Origin of the sequence: Micromonospora hortensis (assembly GCF_022230935.1) — a bacterium.
GTDB lineage: Bacteria > Actinomycetota > Actinomycetes > Mycobacteriales > Micromonosporaceae > Micromonospora > Micromonospora hortensis.
The window spans coordinates 118,805-137,339 of sequence record NZ_JAKKFE010000071.1; the positions used below are offsets into that span (position 1 = coordinate 118,805).

Genomic DNA, 18,535 nt, shown 5'->3' on the forward strand with positions numbered 1-18,535 from the left:
GACGCGGCGATCCGGTCACCGCACCCGGAACCGCCCGTTCAGCCCAGCCGGGCCAGCACCGGACGCAGCGCGGTCGCCACGTCGGGCGCGGTCACCGGCCCACCCCGGGCCGCCTCCCGCCCGGCGAGCCCATGCAGGTACGCGGCCGAGGCGGCGGCCCGATCGGCGGGCACCCCGGCCGCCAGCAGCGAACCGAGCAGCCCGGCCAACACGTCGCCGGTGCCGCCGGTGGCCAGCGCCGGGGTGCCGGTCGGGTTGACGTACGCCCGACCGTCCGGCGTGCCGATCACAGTGCGGTCGCCCTTGAGCAGCACCACAGCGTTCATCCAGGCGGCCAGCCGCAGCGCGGCGCCAACCCGGTCGGCGCCCGGCTCCTCACCGCAGAGACGGGTGAACTCCCGGTCGTGCGGGGTGACCACGATGGGCGCGTCGCGACCCCGCAGCCGGTCGGCGAGCGAGCCGTCCACCAGCAGGGTCAGGGCGTCGGCGTCGAGCACCACCGGCACCGGGGCGGCCAGAACGGCGCGCAGCTCGGCCGCCGCGTCGGCACCGGTGCCCAGCCCGGAGCCGCAGACCCAGGCCTGCACCCGGCCCGCGTCGGCGACCCGCCCGCTGGCGATCACCGAGGGGTGCTGGTGCAGCACCTCGGCGCGGGCGCTGCCGGCGTAGCGGACCAGGCCGGTCGGCCCCGCCAGGGCGCCGCCCACGGAGAGCACCGCCGCACCGGGGTAGGTCGCCGAGCCGGTCGCCACCCCCACCACGCCCCGGGTGTACTTCTCCGACGCCGGGCCCAGTTGGGGCCACCAGTCGACCAGGTCGGACCACTCGGTGACCCGCAGCGCAGGGGTGCCGCGCAGCCACTGCCGCAGCCCGATGTCGACAAGCTCGACGTGCCCGGCCAGCGCGGCGGCCGGCCCGACCACCAGGGCGGGCTTCAGCGCGCCGAAGGCCACAGTCACGTCGGCGCGGACCGCCGTGGGCCGGCCGGACGCGGACAGCGGCACGTGGCCGGTGTCGACAGCGACCCCGCTGGGCACGTCGACCGCCAGCACCGTGGCCCGTTCCCCGTCGCGTCCGCGCAGCTCGCCGAGGCGCTTGACCACCTCGTCCGCGTTCGCCCGTAGCCCGCCGGTGCCACCGATGCCGACGATGCCGTCGAGGACCAGGTCGACCGGGCCGGCCGGATCCTGGACCAGCCGGCCTCCAGCGGCTCGCAGTGCGGCCAGACCGGCGGTGTGCGCCCGCCCGGGGGTGAGCAGCAGGGCGGACACCTGGACACCTCGGCGGGCCAACCGCTCCCCCGCGTACAGCGCGTCACCGCCGTTGTCACCGGAGCCGACCAGCAGCAGCACCCGGCCTCCGTAGACCCCGCCCCGCTCGGCGAGCAGGAGCGCGGCCCGGCGGGCCAGGCCGGCGGCGGCCCGCTGCATCAGCGTCCCCTCCGGCAGCGTGCCCATCAACCCCGCCTCGGCCGCCCGTACGTCGGCAACCCGCCACACCGCTCTCATGCCACCGTGTCCCATTCCGTTCGCGGGCGGACCTGACCGGCCCTCCCGGCCGACGTCATCGTTCCGCGACCACCATCGCCGACGCGATCCCGCCGTCGTGCGACAACGAGAGATGCCAGTGGTTGACCCCACGTGCGTCGGCCACCGCCGCGACAGTGCCGGAGACGGCCAGCCAGGGGCGGCCATCCGGGTCGGGCACGATCTCGCAGTCGTGCCAGTTGAGCCCGGCCGGGGCGCCGAGCGCCTTGGCCACCGCCTCCTTGGCGGCGAACCGGGCGGCGAGCGACTCGGGCGAGCGCGGGCTGCCGGAGCGGGTGTGCCGCTCGGCCTCGGTGAAGAGCCGGTCGGCGAGCAGTGGCGTCCGTGCCAGGGCCCGGGCGAACCGGTCGACCAGGACGACGTCGATGCCGACAGCGACGATCACCACACCACCCTACCGGCGGTCGAGGCCGCAGATTAGCCGTCGGGCTCGCGCTGGGCAACGCCTGTGGACACCCCGGGGTACGCCTCGACGTCGGCTGTCCACAGGGCACGGCGCGGCCTCCGGTACGTGCCTAGCGTCAGCGCGTCGATGCCGATCGTCCACGGGGGTGTGGTCATGACCGACGAGCCGTTCGCCGTCCAGCCGGAGGAGTTGCGGGCGGTCGCCGTCCTGCTCGACGACGAGGCGCGCCGGTTGGCGTTGGGCCTCGCGGGGGTGCCCGGGCTGGTGGTGGCGGCGCCCGAGTGGCGGGCCGGCGCGGCGCTGGCCGGGTTGGAGGCGGCCGGGCACGCCTGGTTCTGCCGGCTGGGTGCTCGGGTCGCGGTGACCTCCGGCGGGGTCCGGGCGGCGGCCGAGGCGTACGAGACGGTGGACGACAGGGCCGCCGACCGGTTCGCGTCCCTACCCCGGTGAGCAGCGTCGGTTACCGGCAGCTGTGGGCTGTCGATCCCGGTGGGTGGCGGGCCGCCGGGGCGGCGTGGGCGGGGTTGGCCGGGCCACTCGATCGGGGCCTCGGCGGGCTGCGCACGGCCGGCGGGCGGTTGCGGGACGGCTGGTCGGGTGCGGCAGCCACGGCGGCGGACACTCGACTCAGCCGTCTGCGTGACGAGCTGGCCTCGATCGCACCCGCGCTGATCGAGGTCGACCAGGTGCTGGCCGAGTTGGCCGGTGGGCTGGCGGTGGCGAAGGCACGGCTGGCCCAGGCGGTCACCCAGGCCGAGGCGGCCGGCCTGCTGGTGGACCGCTCGGGTGGGGTGCGGGTCGATCCCGCCCGGTTCCGGCCCACCGAGCGGGCCGGGGTCGCCGCGGCTGGGGTGGCCGCGGCGCTGCGGGCCGCGCTCGACGGGGCAGCCGCCGCGGACCGCGTCGCCGCCGACCGGTTGGATGATTTGGCGAGGGCCGCCGGCACCGGCTGGACGTCTCCGCCCCCGTCGGGCCGGCCGGCCCTCGGTGCCGCGCCCGCGCTGGTCAGCGCCTGGTGGTCCGGGTTGACCCCGGCGCAGCGACGGTGGCTGATCGTTCGCGAGCCGGCACTGGTCGGCCGGTTGGACGGGCTGCCGGTGGCCGCCCGCGACCAGGCCAACCGGTTACGGCTCGACGCCTGGCGTGCGGAGTTGCTGGCCGAGCGGCGACGGCTGCTGTCGCGAGTGCCGCCGGGGCCGCTCGCGGTGATCCGGTTGCGCGGGGTGGCCGGACGGCTGGCCGGTCTGGACGCGCTGGTCGGGCGGTTGACGGCCGACGAGGTGCCGCGGGCGTACCTGCTCGGGTTGGATCCGGCGGGTGAGGGCCGGGCGGTGGTGGCGCTCGGCGACCCGGACCGCGCCGACCGGGTGCTGACCTACGTGCCGGGGATGACCGCCGGCCTGGACGACGCCTCCGGCGAGCTGGGCAGGGCGGCCCGGGTGCTGGAGCGGTGCGCCGCGCTCGCCCCGGGTGAGCGCAGCGCGGCGGTGCTCTGGTTGGACTACGACGCTCCGGATCTACTGACCGAGGCCGCCTCGGCGGGTCAGGCCCGGGACGCCGGCCCGGCGTTGCACCGCTTCCAGGAGGGGCTGCGTGTCAGCCACGACGGGCCGCCGGCCCGGCAGACGGTGCTCGGGCACAGCTACGGGTCGCTGGTGGTGGGTGTGGCCGCCCGGGAGCACGGCCTGGCCGCCGACGCGCTGGTCTTCGTCGGCTCCCCCGGTGTCGGCGCGTCGCACGCCAGCGAGCTGGGCGTGCCACCCGGGGAGGTCTGGGCGAGCAGCGCCCCCGACGACGTGATCCGGGCGGCCCGGTCACCGGAGGAGCTGGGCCGAGGGGCCCTGCTGCGTACGGCTCCGCTGGCCGCCGTGCTGGGCTGGCCGGGCCGGACCGGGCACGAACTGTGGTTCGGGCACGACCCGTCGGATCCCGGGTTCGGCGGTCGGGTCTTCGGCAGTGGGCGAGGCGGGCACACCGGTTACTGGGACCCGGGCAATCCCGCGCTGGACGGGATGGCCCGGGTCGTGTTGGGCCGCTGAGGCTTACTCGACGGTGACCGACTTGGCCAGGTTGCGGGGCTGGTCCACGTCGTGCCCCCGGGCGGCGGCGATCTCGGCGGCGAGCACCTGCAACGGGACCGTGGTGACGAGCGGGGCCAGCAGGGTGGGCGTACGCGGCACGTAGATCAGGTGGTCGGCGTACCGGACGACAGCCTCGTCGCCCTCCTCCGCGATCACGATGGTCCGCGCGCCCCGCGCCCGGACCTCCTGGATGTTGGAGACGACCTTGTCGTGCAGCATGCCCCGGCCCACCGGCGAGGGCACCACGCAGATCACCGGGGTGCCCTTGTCGATCAATGCGATCGGGCCGTGCTTCAGCTCACCGGCGGCGAAGCCCTCGGCGTGCATGTACGCCAACTCCTTGAGCTTCAGCGCGCCCTCCAGGGCCACCGGGTAGCCGACGTGCCGGCCGATGAACAGCACCGTCGGCTCGGACTTCAGCTCCCGGGCCAACTCGCGGACGGGCTCGATCCGGTCGAGCAGCTCACGCAGCTTGCCGGGAATCTCCTGCAACTGCGCGACCACAGCGCCCACCTCGTCGGCGAACTTGATGCCGCGCACCTGGGCCAGGTGCAGGCCGATCAGGTAGCAGGCGACGACCTGGGTGAGGAACGCCTTGGTGGAGGCGACGGCGATCTCCGGCCCACCGTGGGTGTAGAGCACGGCGTCGGACTCGCGGGGGATGGTCGAGCCGTTGGTGTTGCAGATCGCCAGCACCCGGGCCTTCTGCTCCTTGGCGTGGCGCAGCGCCATCAGGGTGTCCATCGTCTCGCCGGACTGCGAGATGACCACGATCAGCGTGGACCGGTCGAGCACCGGGTCGCGGTAGCGGAACTCGCTGGCCAGCTCCACCTCGCACGGGATCCGGGTCCAGTGCTCGATGGCGTACTTGGCGACCATGCCGGCGTGGTACGCCGTGCCGCAGGCCACGATGAAGATCTTGTCGACGTCGCGCAGATCCTGGTCGCTGAGGCGGACCTCGTCGAGGGCGATCTCACCGCTCTCGGTGAGCCGGCCCAGCAGCGTGTCGGCGATGGCCTGCGGCTGCTCCTCGATCTCCTTGAGCATGAACCAGTCGTAGCCGCCCTTCTCCGCGGCCGAGGAGTCCCAGTCGATGTGGAAGTCCTTGCCGGAGGCGGGCTGGCCCTCGAAGTCGGTGATCTCGATGCTGTCGCCGGTGATCAGCACGATCTGGTCCTGGCCCAGCTCGACCGCTTCCCTGGTGTGCTCGATGAACGCGGCCACGTCGCTGGCCAGGTAGTTTTCCCCGTCACCCCGGCCGACCACCAGCGGCGAGTTGCGCCGGGCGCCGACGACCGCGCCGGGCACGGCGGCGTCCACAGCGAGCAGGGTGAACGCGCCCTCCAGTCGCTGGCAGACCACGCGCATGCCGGCGGCGAGCAGTTGCGGGCTGTCCGGCTGGCCGGCGGCGCGCAGGTCGGCCAGCGCGGCGGCGAGCAGGTGCGCGGCGCACTCGGTGTCGGTGTCGCTGGTGAACTGGACGCCGTCGGCCTCCAGCTCGGCGCGGAGCTTGGCGAAGTTCTCGATGATGCCGTTGTGGATCACCGCGACCCGCCCGTCGGGGGCGACGTGCGGGTGGGCGTTGCGGTCGGTCGGGCCGCCGTGGGTGGCCCACCGGGTGTGCCCGATGCCGGTGGTGCCGTCACCGATGCCGATCGGGCTGGCCGCGCAGGAGGTCGGGTCGTCGGCGGCCCGCTCGGACAGCACCTTCTCCAGGTTGGCCAGCTTGCCGGCCTTCTTCTCGGTCAGCAGCTGATCGTCACAGACGATCGCGACGCCTGCCGAGTCGTAGCCACGGTATTCCAGCCGCCGCAGCCCGTCGAGGACGATGCCGAGTGCGGGGCGCGCGCCCGCGTATCCCACGATTCCACACATGGCCCGCAGCCTAACCCAGTTTCACTCATGTTGGTTGCTCGAAAGTCGGGTTATCAATCACGGAATCTGAGCGATCAGCGCCTACGCGGCCACAACGGGACGAGCGTCACAGCCCGCCCGCCCGCGCCCGCTCCGCCGGGCGGGGTTGCGACACGCCTTCGGGTGCGACAGTCTCTCGGCGGGTTTGGCGCTCCCGTCCACGGCCCGTTCGTTCCATACCCACTCCCGCCCGGAGCAGCCATGTCCGACGCGCCGTCGCCCGACCCGACCCCCTCATCCACTCCGGACCCGGCCTCCCCCGCACCCCCGCCGGATCCGACGGCACCGCCGTCCTCGGCCCCGTATCCGGCCCCCGACCCGCTGGCGGCGGGTCAGCCGTGGGCACCGCAGGCCCCCTGGGCACCCGCCCCGCCGGCCGCGCCGTGGACGCCGCCGCCGCCCGCCACCCAGTGGACGCCACAACCGTCCGCGACGCCGTGGATGCCCGCCCCACAGACGCCCCAGTGGTCGCCCGACGCCTCAGGCCCGCCGTCGGCCGGATCGCCACCGCCAGCGGGGTGGCCGATGCCGGACGGGCAGCCGTCGGCCGCTGGCTGGCCGCCGCCCGGGACCGGCTGGCCGCCGCCCGGCTATCCGCCGCCGTACGCCTACCCCGGGTATCCGCAGGTTCCCGGCAAGCCGGCCACGAGCAGCGGGCGGATCGTCGGGATCGTCGTCGCGGCCGTCGTGGCACTCGTCCTACTCGTGTGCGGCTGCCTCTGCGTGGGTGGCCTGTGGCTCGGCTCGACCAACCCGGACCCGACCGCCGAGGAGCCGTGGGTCGTCCCCGACGACGACGGCTGGACGGAGCCCACCACTGGGCCGATCATCCCGGAGCAACCCACCACCAGGCCATCCACCGCGGCGCCCACCCCCAGCAAGAAGCCGATCACCCGACCGACCTCAGGGCCGGCACCGGTGACCGTGGTCTACGAGCTCAGCGGAACGGGCGTCGTCGACCTGGCGTACTACGACGCCGAGAGCGATCTCATGCATGTCGACGGCCAGAAGCTGCCCTGGCGCACCACGATTCGCACCAACGGCAAGACCCGGGTGCTGGTGGAGGCCAGATGGGCCGACGACGAGGGTCAGCGACCACTCGACTGCACGGTCACTGTCACCGGCGCCGGCAAGCCGGTCGTCGACAAGACCCGGGGGTACTGGTCGACCAGTTGCGCGCCCGAGTGAGGCTGGGGTCCGAGCCGGGTATGGCCGTAGGCTGGCGCAGGTGACGACGAGCACGGATGTCGACCCGCTGGTGGCCCGGATGCGGCCATTCGGCACGACGATCTTCGCCGAGATGTCCGCCCTCGCCGTACGCACCGGCGCGGTCAACCTTGGCCAGGGCTTCCCCGACACCGACGGCCCGCCGGAGATGCTGGCCGCCGCCGCCGAGGCGCTGCGCAACGGACAGAACCAGTACCCGCCGGGCCCGGGAATCCCCGCCCTGCGCGCGGCCGTCTCGGCGCATCAGCAGCGGTTCTACGACCTGGGGTACGACCCGGACAGCGAGATCGTGATCACGGCGGGCGCTACCGAGGCGGTCGCGGCGAGCATCCTCGCGCTCTGCGAACCGGGCGACGAGGTGGTCTGCTTCGAGCCGTACTACGACTCGTACGCCGCCTCGATCGCGCTGGCCGGCGCCGTCCGCCGGCCGGTGACGCTTCGCCCCTCGGCCGACGGCCGGTACGCCTTCGACCCGGCGGCGCTGCGTGCGGCTTTCGGCCCGCGCACCCGGCTGGTGCTGCTGAACTCGCCGCACAATCCGACCGGCAAGGTCTTCACCCCTGCCGAGTTGGCGCAGGTCGCCGAGTTGTGCCAGGAGTTCGGCGCGTACGCGGTCACCGACGAGGTGTACGAGCACCTGGTCTTCACCGACGCGGCGAGCCCGCACGTGCCGCTGGCCAGCCTGCCCGGGATGCGGGAGCGGACGCTGCGCATCTCGTCGGCCGGCAAGACGTTCTCCTGCACGGGGTGGAAGGTCGGCTGGGCGAGCGGCCCGGCGGGGCTGGTGTCGGCGGTGCTCCGGGTGAAGCAGTTCCTCACCTATGTCAACGCCGCGCCGCTGCAACCGGCGGTGGCCGTGGCGCTGGCCCTGCCGGACGACTACTACACCGGCTTTCGGGACGGTCTCCAGCAGCGGCGTGACCAGCTCGTCGGTGGTCTGACCGACGCCGGGTTCGAGGTGCTCGACTCGGAGGGGACGTACTTCGTCACCGCCGACATCACCGCCCTCGGCGGCCGGGACGGGGTGGAGTTCTGCCGCTCGTTGCCGGAGCGCTGCGGTGTGGTGGCGGTGCCCACCCAGGTCTTCTACGACGACGTCGACGCGGGCCGGCGGCTGGTCAGGTTCGCCTTCTGCAAGCGCCCGGAGGTGCTGACCGAGGCGGTCAGCCGGCTGCACGCTCTGGGCTCGAGCCGCTGACCCGCCCGGAGCCGGCCGATCCCGGGTCGGTCGCCGACTGATCCGCTGTCGACGCCGCGAGTCGGGTGAGCAGTTGGCCCTCGTCACCGAGCAGCACCGCCTCGGCGTCGTCGACGAACGACAGGTCCGCTGTCACGTGCCGGCTGGCCGCGGTGAGCAGCAACCCGACCACCGGATCCTCGGCGGCCCTCCGTAGGCCGTCCAGATTGCGCAGCTCGCGCAGCAGGTGCCCCCGCTGGTTGCTCAGGACGGCGCGAACCGTGGTCGCGGAGCCGGACCGGGCGGCGGCGGTGACCTTGAGGAAGAAGTCGTCCCGGAATCCGCCGCTGCGCGGGCTCGGCTCGGCCAGCCACCGCGCCAACTCCGCGCGGCCGGCCGGGGTGATCTCGTAGACCACCCGGTCCGGCTTGATCGGCTGCGGCTGCCGTTCGGCGACGACCAGCTCGTCCCGGGAGAGCCGGTCCAGGATCTGGTAGAGGTGGCCGATGTTCAGCGGCCCCCACTGCGGGCCGACGGCGGCCTCGAACGCGCCCTTGAGCTGGTAGCCGTGGCTGGGGCCACCAGCGAGCAGGGCGAGGACAGCGTGCTGGATCGCCATGTCACCTCCGGTACGGGTCTTGCATTGTCACAATGTATCGCGCAGAGTGGGAGCCAGCACACGGGGAGGCGCGATGCTCGGCTTCATCTGGAGACAGCTGCGCGGCCGTGCGGGACGGTCGGTGGCGCTACTGGTCGGCGTGCTGGTGGCTACCACCGGCTTCGTGGTCCTGACCGGCGCCACCACCACCTCCCACCTGGACGTCACCGGCACTGTCGAGCGCAACACCCAGGTCGCCTACGAGATCCTGGTCCGTCCGAAGGGGACCCGCACCCCGCTGGAGGCCGAGCGCGGGCTGGTCCGCCCCAACTATCTCTCCGGGCTGTTCGGCGGCATCACCACACAGCAGTACGAGCAGGTGACCGCCGTCCCCGGCATCGAGGTGGCGGCCCCGATCGCGATGCTCGGCTATTCCACCACGCTGCTGCCGACTCCGATCGACCTCACCGAGGCCGTCGACCGCTCGCTGGACCAGCAGGTCATCCGGGTCGACCCGACCTTCCACGCCGAACGCGGTCTCTCCAGCGCACCGGGCAAACCCCGGTACGTGTACGTGACCACGAAGCCGTTGATCTACCCCCGTATCGACAGGGGAATCGACGGTGACGCCGTGCCGTACTCCGATGGGCGGTCCTACTCCTGGTCGGACACCTGCGGGCCGACGCCCCGCGAGGTACAGCCGGACGGGCGCAGCCTCCCCATCTGCGATCCGGGATACGCGTTGCTCGGCAACCCGGGCACCTACTCCGAGCGCGAGGATTGGTCCCTGCACGCCGTCCAACTGCTGCCCGACGGTCGGTTCCAAGCCGACTCCTACATCCTCGCGACCGACCGGGACGGCTCCGCTACACCCAATGACCGGCTGGTGATGGCGTACGACCTGACCGTGCCGTTCCTCCTGGCAGCGGTGGACCCGGCGGCCGAGGACCAACTCGTCGGACTCGACGATGCAGTCGTCACCGGTCGAGCCGTCCGCACCGACGACACTGTCGCCGTCAACCGCCGGGGCACAGCGGACAACCACGAGGTCCCGGTCCTCGTCACCAACCGACCCTTCATCGACGAGTCGCTGGCGGCCAGGTTCACCCGGCTCTCGATCAGCCCCGCCGGGGTGGAGGCGATCGACCTGGAAGAGACGTTGAGCCGCCCTGGGGGGACTCCCGCCGGGTCCGGTCGGTACGACCTCACCGCCGGACACCAGGCGATGCTCACCGAGGAGCTTTCCCTGGCCGGGTGCTGCCACGGTCAACTTCAGACGGTCGTGCAGTCGGCCGAGGTGCAGTACGACCCGCTACCCGACGGCAGCCTGCGGGCCCGCCAGCAACCGCCCGGCGACCCCGAGGTGTACGGCAAGAAGGAGGCGTTCAACCCGCTGCCCCGACCCTGGCTTGCCGACGACACCGGTTCCCGATCGATACGGGCGCTGCCGCTACCCGTGGGCGCGAACAGCGCCAATCGTTTCTGGCGGGCCGTCGGTGTCTTCGACCCGGGCCGGCTGACCGGGTTCAGTGACCTCGGCCAACTGCCGCTGGAGACCTACCAGGCGCCGACGGCACAGGGTGCCGACGACCGCAGCCGGGCGACGCTGGGTGGTCAACCGCTGGCGCCCAGCGGCAACCCTGCCGGCTACCTGTCCGCGCCGCCGCTGCTCCTCACCAACCTCGGCAGCGTGCCGAAGATCCTGCAGGGTGGCGGCGGGCCACAGGCCAAGGCCCCGATCAGCGCGATCCGGGTACGGGTGGCCGACGTGGGCGGCTACAGCGAGCGATCGGCCGAGCGGGTCCGACTGGTCGCCGAGCAGATCGCGGCACGCACCGGGCTGGACGTCGACATCACACTCGGCTCGTCGGGCGCGCCGCAGACGGTGGAGCTTCCCGCCGGCTCGTTCGGCCGGCCGATGCTGCGGCTGACCGAGAACTGGTCGGCACTCGGCGTGGCCTCGATCATCACTCAGGCGGTGGACCGCAAGAGCATTGTGCTCTTCGTGCTGGTCCTGGTGGTGTGTGTGCTCTTCCTCGGCAACGCGGTCAGCGCCGCCGTCCGGGACCGGCGCTCCGAGCTGGCGGTTCTCTCCTGTCTCGGTTGGCCGGTCCGCCGCATCGCGGCGCTGATCCTGGGCGAGGTGGCCCTGCTGGGGCTCATCGCCGGTCTGCTGTCGCTGACCCTCGCGATCCCGCTCGGAATCGCGCTCGGCATCGACGTCGACTGGCGGCGGTCGGCCCTTGCCGTACCCATCGCCCTGCTGCTCGCGGTGGCCGCCGGCCTGGTGCCGGCGCTGCGGGCCGCGCGCACCCACCCGGCCGCCGCCCTCCGCCCGATCGTCGCTCCCGCCGGCTGGGTGCGCCGGCCACGCACCCTCTTCGGGTTGGCGCTGGTGAACCTGGCCCGCACCCCCGGGCGCACGGTCCTCGGCGCCGGCGCGCTGGCCATCGGGGTGGCCGCGCTGACGCTGGTCACCGCCGCCGCGTGGGCGTTCCGGGGGGCGATCGTCGGCAGCCTGCTCGGCGACGTGGTCTCGCTGAGCGTCCGCGGCGCGGACACCGTGGCCGCCGCGGCCACGGTGCTGCTCGGTGCCGCCGCGGTGGCGGACGTGCTCTACCTGAACATCCGCGACCGGGCCGCCGAGTTGGCCACCCTGCGGGCGATCGGCTGGACCGACGCCGAACTCGGCCGGCTGGTCGGCTACGAGGGGCTGACGCTGGGGCTCGTCGGTTCGACGACCGGCGCCGCGGTCGGCCTGGCCAGCGCGGGTTGGCTGATCGGCGCCCTTCCCGGCGCGCTGCTCCTGGTGGCCGTGCTGGTCGCGCTGGCGGGCGCGTTGCTCAGCGCCGTCGCCGCGCTGGTGCCCGCCGCCCTGTTGCCGCGCCTACGACCCGCCCGACTTCTGGCAGAGGAGTAGCAGTCATGAGCGAGCAGATCGGCAGCGCGATCTCGGTCGACCACCTGACACGACGATTCGGCACCGGGGCGGACCAGCTGACCGCAGTCGACGACGTCTCCCTGACCGTCGCGGCCGGCTCGGTGGTGGCGTTGACCGGGCCGAGCGGGTCGGGCAAGTCCACGCTGCTGCATCTCATCGGCGCGATCGAGCAGGCCGACGAGGGCAGCGTGACAGTCGACGACGTGGTGGTCAGCGACCTGCGTCGGGCCGCACTGGCTCGCTACCGGCAACGGGTCGGCTTCGTATTCCAGCGCTACCACCTGCTGCCCGCACTCACCGTGCTGGACAACGTGATCGCGCCGGTCCTCCCCCGCCGGGGCCGGGCCGATCACGCGACCCGAGCCCGCGAGTTGCTCGACGCGGTCGGCCTGGCCGGGCGGGAACGCGCCCTGCCCGCGCAGCTCTCCGGTGGCCAGCAGCAACGGGTCGCCATCGCCCGCGCCCTGATGGGGGCGCCGGGCCTGCTGCTGGCCGACGAGCCCACCGGCAACCTCGACTCCACCACCGGCGGGCAGATCCTCGACCTGCTGCTCGACCTCCGTGAACGGCACGGCATGACCATCCTGCTCGCCACACACGAACAGGCCATCGCCGCCCGCTGCGACCGACTGGTCCGACTGACCGACGGACGAGTCACCGAGGACCTCGACCTCACCGACGGCGAGGACCCCTCCGACACGTACGAGCGGGCGGCCCGACTGCGGCTGTGACGCCGCCCCGAGGTGGCCTCAGGCGACCGGGCTCGCGGTGCGCACCAGCTCGGCGATCCGCTCGGCGACCTCACGGGCGGTCGCCTCGGTGGCCGCCTCGACCATCACCCGGACCAGCGGTTCGGTGCCCGACGGGCGCAGCAGCACCCGGCCGGTCTCCCCCAGCTCCGCTTCGGCCCGCTCGACCTCGGCGCGTACCGCGGGTGCGGCGGCGCCGACGGTCCGGTCGCCGACCGGCACGTTGATCAGCACCTGGGGCAGCTTGGTGACCACCGAGGCCAACTCGGCGAGGGACTGGCCGGTGGCCGCCATCCGAGCCATCAGGTGCAGGCCGGTGAGCACCCCGTCGCCGGTGGTGGCGTGCGCGGGCATCACGATGTGGCCGCTCTGCTCACCGCCGAGCGCCAGCCCCGAGGCACGCAGCTCCTCCAGCACGTACCGGTCGCCGACCTTGGTCTCGATCAGGCGGATGCCCTGCGCGGACATCGCGAGCCGCAGCCCGAGGTTGCTCATCACGGTGGCCACCAGGGTGTCCTGGGTGAGCGTGCCGGCGTCCCGCATGGCCAGCGCGAGGATCGCCATGACCTGGTCGCCGTCCACCTCGTCGCCGTCGGCGGTGACCGCCAGGCAGCGGTCGGCGTCGCCGTCGTGGGCGATGCCCAGGTGGGCGCCGTGCTCGACCACTGCGGCGCGCAGCGCCTCGATGTGGTTGGAGCCACAGTCGTCGTTGATGTTCAGCCCGTCGGGCTCCGCGTGGATGGCGATGACCTCCGCGCCGGCCTCCCGGTAGGCGACGGGGGCGACCTCGGCGGCGGCGCCGTTGGCGCAGTCGACCACTACCTTGATCCCGTCGAGCCGGTGCGGAACGGTGCCCACCAGGTGCTGGACGTAGTGGTCGGCACCGTCGAGCAGGTCGTGCACCCGGCCGACGCCGGCACCGATCGGCCGGTCCCAGGCGGTGGTGGCGTTCGTCTCGACGGCCGCCTCGATCTGCATCTCGATCTCGTCGGGCAACTTGTGCCCACCGGCGGCGAAGAGCTTGATGCCGTTGTCCGGCATCGGGTTGTGCGACGCGGAGAGCATCACACCCAGGTCGGCCTTGGCCTCCGCGGTGAGGAACGCCACCGCCGGCGTGGGCAGCACGCCGACCCGCACCACGTTGGCGCCGGCACTGGTCAGCCCCGCGACAACGGCAGCCTCCAGCATCTCGCCGCTGGCGCGGGTGTCGCGACCGACGACGGCGAGCGGCGGATGACTGCGGTCCGTCTCGGCGAGTGTGTGCGCGGCGGCCACCGCGAGCGCCAGCGCCAATTCCGGGGTGAGATCCGCGTTTGCCCGCCCGCGTACGCCGTCCGTGCCGAACAACCGACCCATACCCGCCAACCTCCGAAAGAGCACTGCTAGTGAGGAGAAAGCGGAACGGCCGACCCGCCTCCCCCGAGGGGAGGCGGACCGGCCGTCCGTCAGAAGTACAACGCGCTGGAAAAGATCAGCGCTTCGAGTACTGAGGAGCCTTACGGGCCTTCTTGAGGCCGTACTTCTTGCTCTCCTTGACCCGGGCGTCACGGGTGAGGAAGCCGGCCTTCTTCAGGGCCGGGCGGTCGTCCGGCTCGTTGATGATCAGCGCACGGGCGATGCCCAGCCGGAGCGCACCGGCCTGGCCGGTGGTGCCGCCGCCACGCAGGTTGGCGATGACGTCGAACTGCTCGGGCTTCTCGGCGGTGACCAGCGGGTCCTTGATGAGCTGCTGGTGCACCTTGCTCGGGAAGTACGCCTCGAGGTCCTGGCCGTTGCAGGTGATCTTGCCGGTGCCCGGAACGAGGCGAACCCGGACGATGGCCTCCTTGCGGCGGCCCACGGTCTGGATCGGCCGGTCACCACGAGGCGCGCGGGCAACGGGGGCCGGCGCTTCGGTGGCCTCGGGGGCCTCCGTGGCTTCCGGGGCGACCTCGGTCTCGATGATGTCGGTCATGCTGCTTCCTTCGCCCGCGCTCACTGCGCGATCTGCTTGATCTCGAACGGCACCGGCTGCTGCGCGAGGTGCGGGTGCTCGGCACCGGCGTAGACCTTCAGCTTCTTGATGAGCTGACGGCCGAGCTTGTTGTGCGGGAGCATCCCCTTCACGGCCAGCTCGATGGCCCGCTCGGGACGCTTGGTCAGCAGCTCGTCGTAGCCGATCTGCTTCAGACCACCCGGGTAACCCGAGTGGCGGTAAGCGACCTTGGTGTGGCGCTTGTTGCCGGTCAACGCAACCTTGCCCGCGTTCACGATGACGACAAAGTCGCCCGTGTCGACGTGCGGCGCGAAAGTCGGCTTGTGCTTACCACGCAGCAACGTGGCGGCGTGGGTGGCCAGGCGGCCCAGCACGACATCAGAGGCGTCGATGACGTGCCACTGACGCTCGATCTCACCCGGCTTCGGGCTGTACGTACGCACAGGTCTACCTTGTCTCGTCGTCGGTCTGGGGTCGCGCGCCGAGGTGACCAGATCTAGCAGGCCGGACCAGCGCGCACGAACGACCAAGCGTACCTGAAGGGGCACGCCTCTGGATGTCGTACAACAGCAGGCAACGATACCCGGCGCCCCGTCCGCAGGTCAAAACGGGGGTGCGGTCCCGCGCGGCGACGCGCCGAGGGTGTCTCAGCTCACACGTTGGCGAGTCGACCGGCCCTCGGACGGCGGTAGACCACCCAGGTGACCGCGAAGCACAACGCGTACCAGCCGATGAAGGCCAGGTAGGCGGCGTCGGCGTTGCCCGAGCTGAGGAACGACTGGCGGAACGCGATGTTGACCAGCACCCCGCCGAAGGCGCCGATCGCACCCGCGATGCCGATCAACGCGCCGGTCATCCGTCGCGCCCACCGCGCGGCGGCCTCCGGATCACGCTGACCGGCGGCCACCGCGTCCGCCGAGCGGGCCCGGAAGATCGCCGGAATCATCTTGTACGTGGAGCCGTTGCCGACGCCGGAGAAGACGAAGAGGGCGAGGAACCCGGCGAGGTAGAGCCCGAACGAGCGCTCCCGGGCCGCGTACAGCACTGTGCTCGCGCCAGCCGCCATCGCCACGAAGTTCCAGAAGGTCACCCGCGCGCCGCCCAGACGGTCGGCGAGGTGCCCGCCCAGCGGCCGGATCAGCGAGCCGACCAGCGGGCCCAGGAAGGTCAGCCAGGCGGCGTCGACCGGGGTGGGGAACCGCTCGGCGAACTGGAGCTGGAGCACCTGGCCGAACGCGAAGCCGAAGCCGATGAACGAGCCGAAGGTGCCGATGTAGAGCAGCGACATCACCCACGTGTGCGGGTCGCGGGCCGCCTCCCGCAACGCGCCCGGCTCGTTGCGCGCCCCGGGCACGGTGTCCAGCCAGCGGGCCGCGGCCAGCGCGGCCAGCACGATCAGCGGCAGGTAGACCGCCGGCACCAACCGGGGGTACGCGGCACCCGCGGTGGCGAGGACCGCCAGGCCGACCAACTGCACGGCGGGTACGCCCAGGTTGCCGCCACCGGCGTTGAGCCCGAGCGCCCGTCCCTTGAGCCGCTGCGGGTAGAACAGGTTGATGTTCGCCATCGAGGAGGCGAAGTTGCCGCCGCCGACCCCGGTGAGGCAGGCGAGCACCATCAGGGTGGTGTAGGACACCCCGGGTTCCAGAAGCACCGTCATCGGGACCGCGGGCACCAGCAACAGCAGTGCGCTGATGATCGTCCAGCGTCGTCCGCCGAAGCGGGCCACCGCCAGCGTGTACGGCAGCCGCAGCACCGCGCCCAGGGCGGCCGGCACGGCGGTGAGCAGGAACTTCCCGGCCGGATCGATGCCGTACGCGGGGCCGAGGAAGAGCACTGTGACCGACCAGAGACTCCACACCGAGAAGCCGACGTGCTCCGCGAAGATCGAGACCCAGAGGTTGCGTCGGGCGATCGGCGCGCCGGTGGCCTGCCAGAAGTCCGGGTCCTCGGGGCGCCAGTCGTGCAGCGGTTGCCGGCGACCGGTGACGGCAGGCGGCTCGGCGGTGACTACGGTGCTGGTGAGCGTGCTCACGGCGGCTCCTCCTCGTCGATGTGACGAGGGGAAACGCTAGGAACACCCGGTTACCTGGCAGTGCCCGTCGCGGGTCGGGCCGGAAACGGCTATCGCACCACGGGCCGGCGGCGATGGTGAGCACGCCACCGGGGCGGCACGATCGGAGCTGCCTTCGCGCGCGCGCTCAGAGCTGCTGGAGGATGCGTAGCGCGCGGCCGACCCGGAGCATGGTGTCGGTGTCGGCGACGTCCACGCACGCGGTGAACCACTTCTTCATGGGCGAGGAGATCCGGTCGGGCATCACCACGTACCGGCCCATCGACACGGCGAGCGGCGAGTCCCGCAGGAGCGACTCCTCGACCACCTCGACCACGATCACGATGGGCACGTCGGTGGAGTTGTAGACGTCCGAGCTGATCACGAGGCCGAGGCGTTCTCGGGCGCCCTCGATGCGCCAGATCTCACCCCTACGCAGCACGCGGCCGTCCGCCGGAGAACAGGTCGTTGACCATGCCCACCTCGCGGGCGTCGGCGAGCGCGGCGGACTCCAGATCCAGGCTGGCGCGGCCGACGGCGGCAGCGTGCGCGGTGAAGACCTCGCGCAGCGCCTTCTCCCGGGCGGCCTGGTCCATCCACGCGGAGAGCGACAGCCCTTCGCGCTTGGCGAACCGCCGCGCCTCCTCGATCGTCTCGTCCGTGAACGAGAGAGTCACCTTGGCAGTCATGCCGAGCAGATTACCCATCGGTGTGACCAACAGTCATCCCTGCGTTCACCGGCTCGCCCCCGGGCGGCGAAACGCACATTCCGTCGGGCTTACCCGGCCCGGCCGCCGAACACCGCGAAGCGCCACTCCTTGAAGTAGCAGTCGACGTCGATTAGGCCCGCCTCGGCGAGCCACCGGCACTGGTCGGCCACCGTGGCCGGGCGGTCGTGGCGCATCCGCTCCCGGGAAGCCGCGATCTCGTCGGGGGACGCGCCCAGCTCGGTGATCCGCTCCAGCCACACCTCGTCGTAGCGCCGGTCCAGTTCCGGCGTCGGGCCGGCGACCTGCTCGGCGTTGACGAACACCCCACCCGGCGCCAGCGCGGCGGCGGCCCGCCGGTAGAGCGAGCGCTTGCCGGCGTCGTCCAGGTGGTGGATCGCCAGCGCGCTGACCACCGCGTCGTACCGGCCCGGCGGCAGTTCGTCAGCCAGGTCGGCGTGGACCGTTCGGTGTGGCACGGACCGCGCATCCAACTGGTCGGTGGCGCGGGCGAGCATCGCCGGCGCTCCGTCCACCAGGGTCAGCCGGACTCCGGGCACCGCGGTGGACAGCAGCAGGGAGAGCAGGCCAGTGCCCGCGCCCAGATCCAACACCTCCGGGGTACGACCGGCGGCGAGCGCGGCACGCAACGGCGGCGCTGCCACCTGGACGGCGGCGCCGTAGAAGGCGTCGAAGCACGGGATCAGCCGCCTGCGCGCCTCGTCGTAGGTGCCGGCAACCGCGTCGAAAACGTCAGTCACACTCATCGCGGACTCCCACCTATTGAGACAACTTTCCCACATTATAAGCCAGCGAACGGGGCTGACGTCGTCAAAGATTCAGCCCCACCCCCCGGTGCGACTCAAGGGCTAGTGGTCATCGAGACCGCCGCCGATCTTGCACTTCCGGTCGTCGTTTCGTCGCATTCATCCTTTATGCCGCCACAGAAAATGCAAGATCGCCGCAGGAGAGGGCGGTGCGCGGGAAGCGGGGGGGAGAGGAGTCGGGGGGGGTGCTTCCCGGGGGATCAGACGGCGCGGCCGGTAGATCTCACGGAACGCGGCTAACGCGTTCGTGGCGGGGCCGCCTTCGACCTGCTCAGATCTTGGACAGTTTCCGTTCTGACGTAACGGAAACTGTCCAAGATCTCGACTGTCGAG

17 protein-coding genes are annotated in these 18,535 nt (G+C 72.4%); 6 read left to right on the top strand and 11 right to left on the bottom strand.

What is annotated here, in order from left to right:
* Positions 1-38: 38 nt before the first annotated feature.
* Together NIE111_RS31200 and NIE111_RS31205 are read right to left on the bottom strand one after the other, a co-directional pair.
* Positions 39-1,508, bottom strand: coding sequence for an NAD(P)H-hydrate dehydratase (locus NIE111_RS31200; RefSeq protein WP_238687796.1), 1,470 nt, complete (start codon positions 1,506-1,508; stop codon positions 39-41).
* A 55-nt stretch (positions 1,509-1,563) separates the two neighbouring features.
* A complete protein-coding gene (locus tag NIE111_RS31205) occupies positions 1,564-1,932 on the bottom strand; it encodes a holo-ACP synthase (protein ID WP_091403516.1) in 369 nt (122 codons plus the stop codon).
* A gap of 174 nt (positions 1,933-2,106) precedes the next feature.
* Here NIE111_RS31205 and NIE111_RS31210 point away from each other — a divergent pair, with 174 nt between their 5' ends.
* Positions 2,107-2,403, top strand: a complete 297-nt coding sequence (locus tag NIE111_RS31210) for a hypothetical protein (protein ID WP_238687797.1) — start codon at positions 2,107-2,109, stop codon at positions 2,401-2,403.
* On the top strand, positions 2,400-3,992 hold the full coding sequence (locus NIE111_RS31215) for an alpha/beta hydrolase (RefSeq protein WP_238687798.1): 1,593 nt from the start codon (positions 2,400-2,402) through the stop codon (positions 3,990-3,992). The genes NIE111_RS31210 and NIE111_RS31215 overlap by 4 nt, the downstream gene beginning before the upstream one ends.
* A gap of 3 nt (positions 3,993-3,995) precedes the next feature.
* On the opposite strand, the gene glmS is transcribed toward NIE111_RS31215, so the two are convergent.
* A complete protein-coding gene (glmS, locus tag NIE111_RS31220) occupies positions 3,996-5,909 on the bottom strand; it encodes a glutamine--fructose-6-phosphate transaminase (isomerizing) (RefSeq protein WP_238687799.1) in 1,914 nt (637 codons plus the stop codon).
* Between the two features lie 564 nt (positions 5,910-6,473).
* Between glmS and NIE111_RS31225 the strand changes: the two genes are divergently transcribed.
* Both NIE111_RS31225 and NIE111_RS31230 read left to right on the top strand, forming a co-directional pair.
* The gene (locus tag NIE111_RS31225; RefSeq protein WP_238687800.1) at positions 6,474-7,136 is read left to right on the top strand and encodes an MmpS family transport accessory protein; all 663 of its coding nucleotides are present in this window, start codon (positions 6,474-6,476) and stop codon (positions 7,134-7,136) included.
* A gap of 79 nt (positions 7,137-7,215) precedes the next feature.
* Positions 7,216-8,373, top strand: a complete 1,158-nt coding sequence (locus tag NIE111_RS31230) for a pyridoxal phosphate-dependent aminotransferase (RefSeq protein WP_238687862.1) — start codon at positions 7,216-7,218, stop codon at positions 8,371-8,373.
* On the opposite strand, the gene NIE111_RS31235 is transcribed toward NIE111_RS31230, so the two are convergent.
* Positions 8,339-8,971, bottom strand: a complete 633-nt coding sequence (locus NIE111_RS31235; RefSeq protein WP_238687801.1) for a PadR family transcriptional regulator — start codon at positions 8,969-8,971, stop codon at positions 8,339-8,341. The two genes, NIE111_RS31230 and NIE111_RS31235, sit on opposite strands and share 35 nt — an antisense overlap.
* A 73-nt stretch (positions 8,972-9,044) precedes the next feature.
* Between NIE111_RS31235 and NIE111_RS31240 the strand changes: the two genes are divergently transcribed.
* Together NIE111_RS31240 and NIE111_RS31245 are read left to right on the top strand one after the other, a co-directional pair.
* Positions 9,045-11,870: an FtsX-like permease family protein gene (locus NIE111_RS31240; RefSeq protein ID WP_238687802.1), complete on the top strand. Its 2,826-nt coding sequence runs from the start codon at positions 9,045-9,047 to the stop codon at positions 11,868-11,870.
* Between the two features lie 5 nt (positions 11,871-11,875).
* A complete protein-coding gene (locus tag NIE111_RS31245) occupies positions 11,876-12,622 on the top strand; it encodes an ABC transporter ATP-binding protein (RefSeq protein ID WP_238687803.1) in 747 nt (248 codons plus the stop codon).
* 18 nt (positions 12,623-12,640) lie between these two features.
* Here the strand turns inward: NIE111_RS31245 and glmM are convergent, their stop codons facing one another.
* From glmM to NIE111_RS31280, 7 genes are all read right to left on the bottom strand, one after another.
* Positions 12,641-13,996 carry a phosphoglucosamine mutase gene (glmM, locus tag NIE111_RS31250; protein ID WP_091402319.1) on the bottom strand — a complete coding sequence of 452 codons (1,356 nt, stop codon included), beginning with the start codon at positions 13,994-13,996 and terminating at the stop codon, positions 12,641-12,643.
* Positions 13,997-14,111: 115 nt separating this feature from the next.
* A complete protein-coding gene (gene rpsI / locus NIE111_RS31255; protein WP_238687804.1) occupies positions 14,112-14,594 on the bottom strand; it encodes a 30S ribosomal protein S9 in 483 nt (160 codons plus the stop codon).
* A gap of 20 nt (positions 14,595-14,614) precedes the next feature.
* On the bottom strand, positions 14,615-15,058 hold the full coding sequence (gene rplM, locus NIE111_RS31260) for a 50S ribosomal protein L13 (RefSeq protein WP_238679468.1): 444 nt from the start codon (positions 15,056-15,058) through the stop codon (positions 14,615-14,617).
* Between the two features lie 209 nt (positions 15,059-15,267).
* Positions 15,268-16,650, bottom strand: coding sequence for a nitrate/nitrite transporter (locus NIE111_RS31265; RefSeq protein WP_238687805.1), 1,383 nt, complete (start codon positions 16,648-16,650; stop codon positions 15,268-15,270).
* 166 nt (positions 16,651-16,816) lie between these two features.
* Positions 16,817-17,110: a hypothetical protein gene (locus tag NIE111_RS31270; RefSeq protein WP_091402325.1), complete on the bottom strand. Its 294-nt coding sequence runs from the start codon at positions 17,108-17,110 to the stop codon at positions 16,817-16,819.
* Positions 17,100-17,357: a DUF6364 family protein gene (locus NIE111_RS31275; protein WP_091403518.1), complete on the bottom strand. Its 258-nt coding sequence runs from the start codon at positions 17,355-17,357 to the stop codon at positions 17,100-17,102. The genes NIE111_RS31270 and NIE111_RS31275 overlap by 11 nt, the downstream gene beginning before the upstream one ends.
* 89 nt (positions 17,358-17,446) lie before the next feature.
* Positions 17,447-18,142 carry a class I SAM-dependent methyltransferase gene (locus NIE111_RS31280; RefSeq protein ID WP_238687806.1) on the bottom strand — a complete coding sequence of 232 codons (696 nt, stop codon included), beginning with the start codon at positions 18,140-18,142 and terminating at the stop codon, positions 17,447-17,449.
* Between the last annotated feature and the right edge of the window lie 393 nt (positions 18,143-18,535).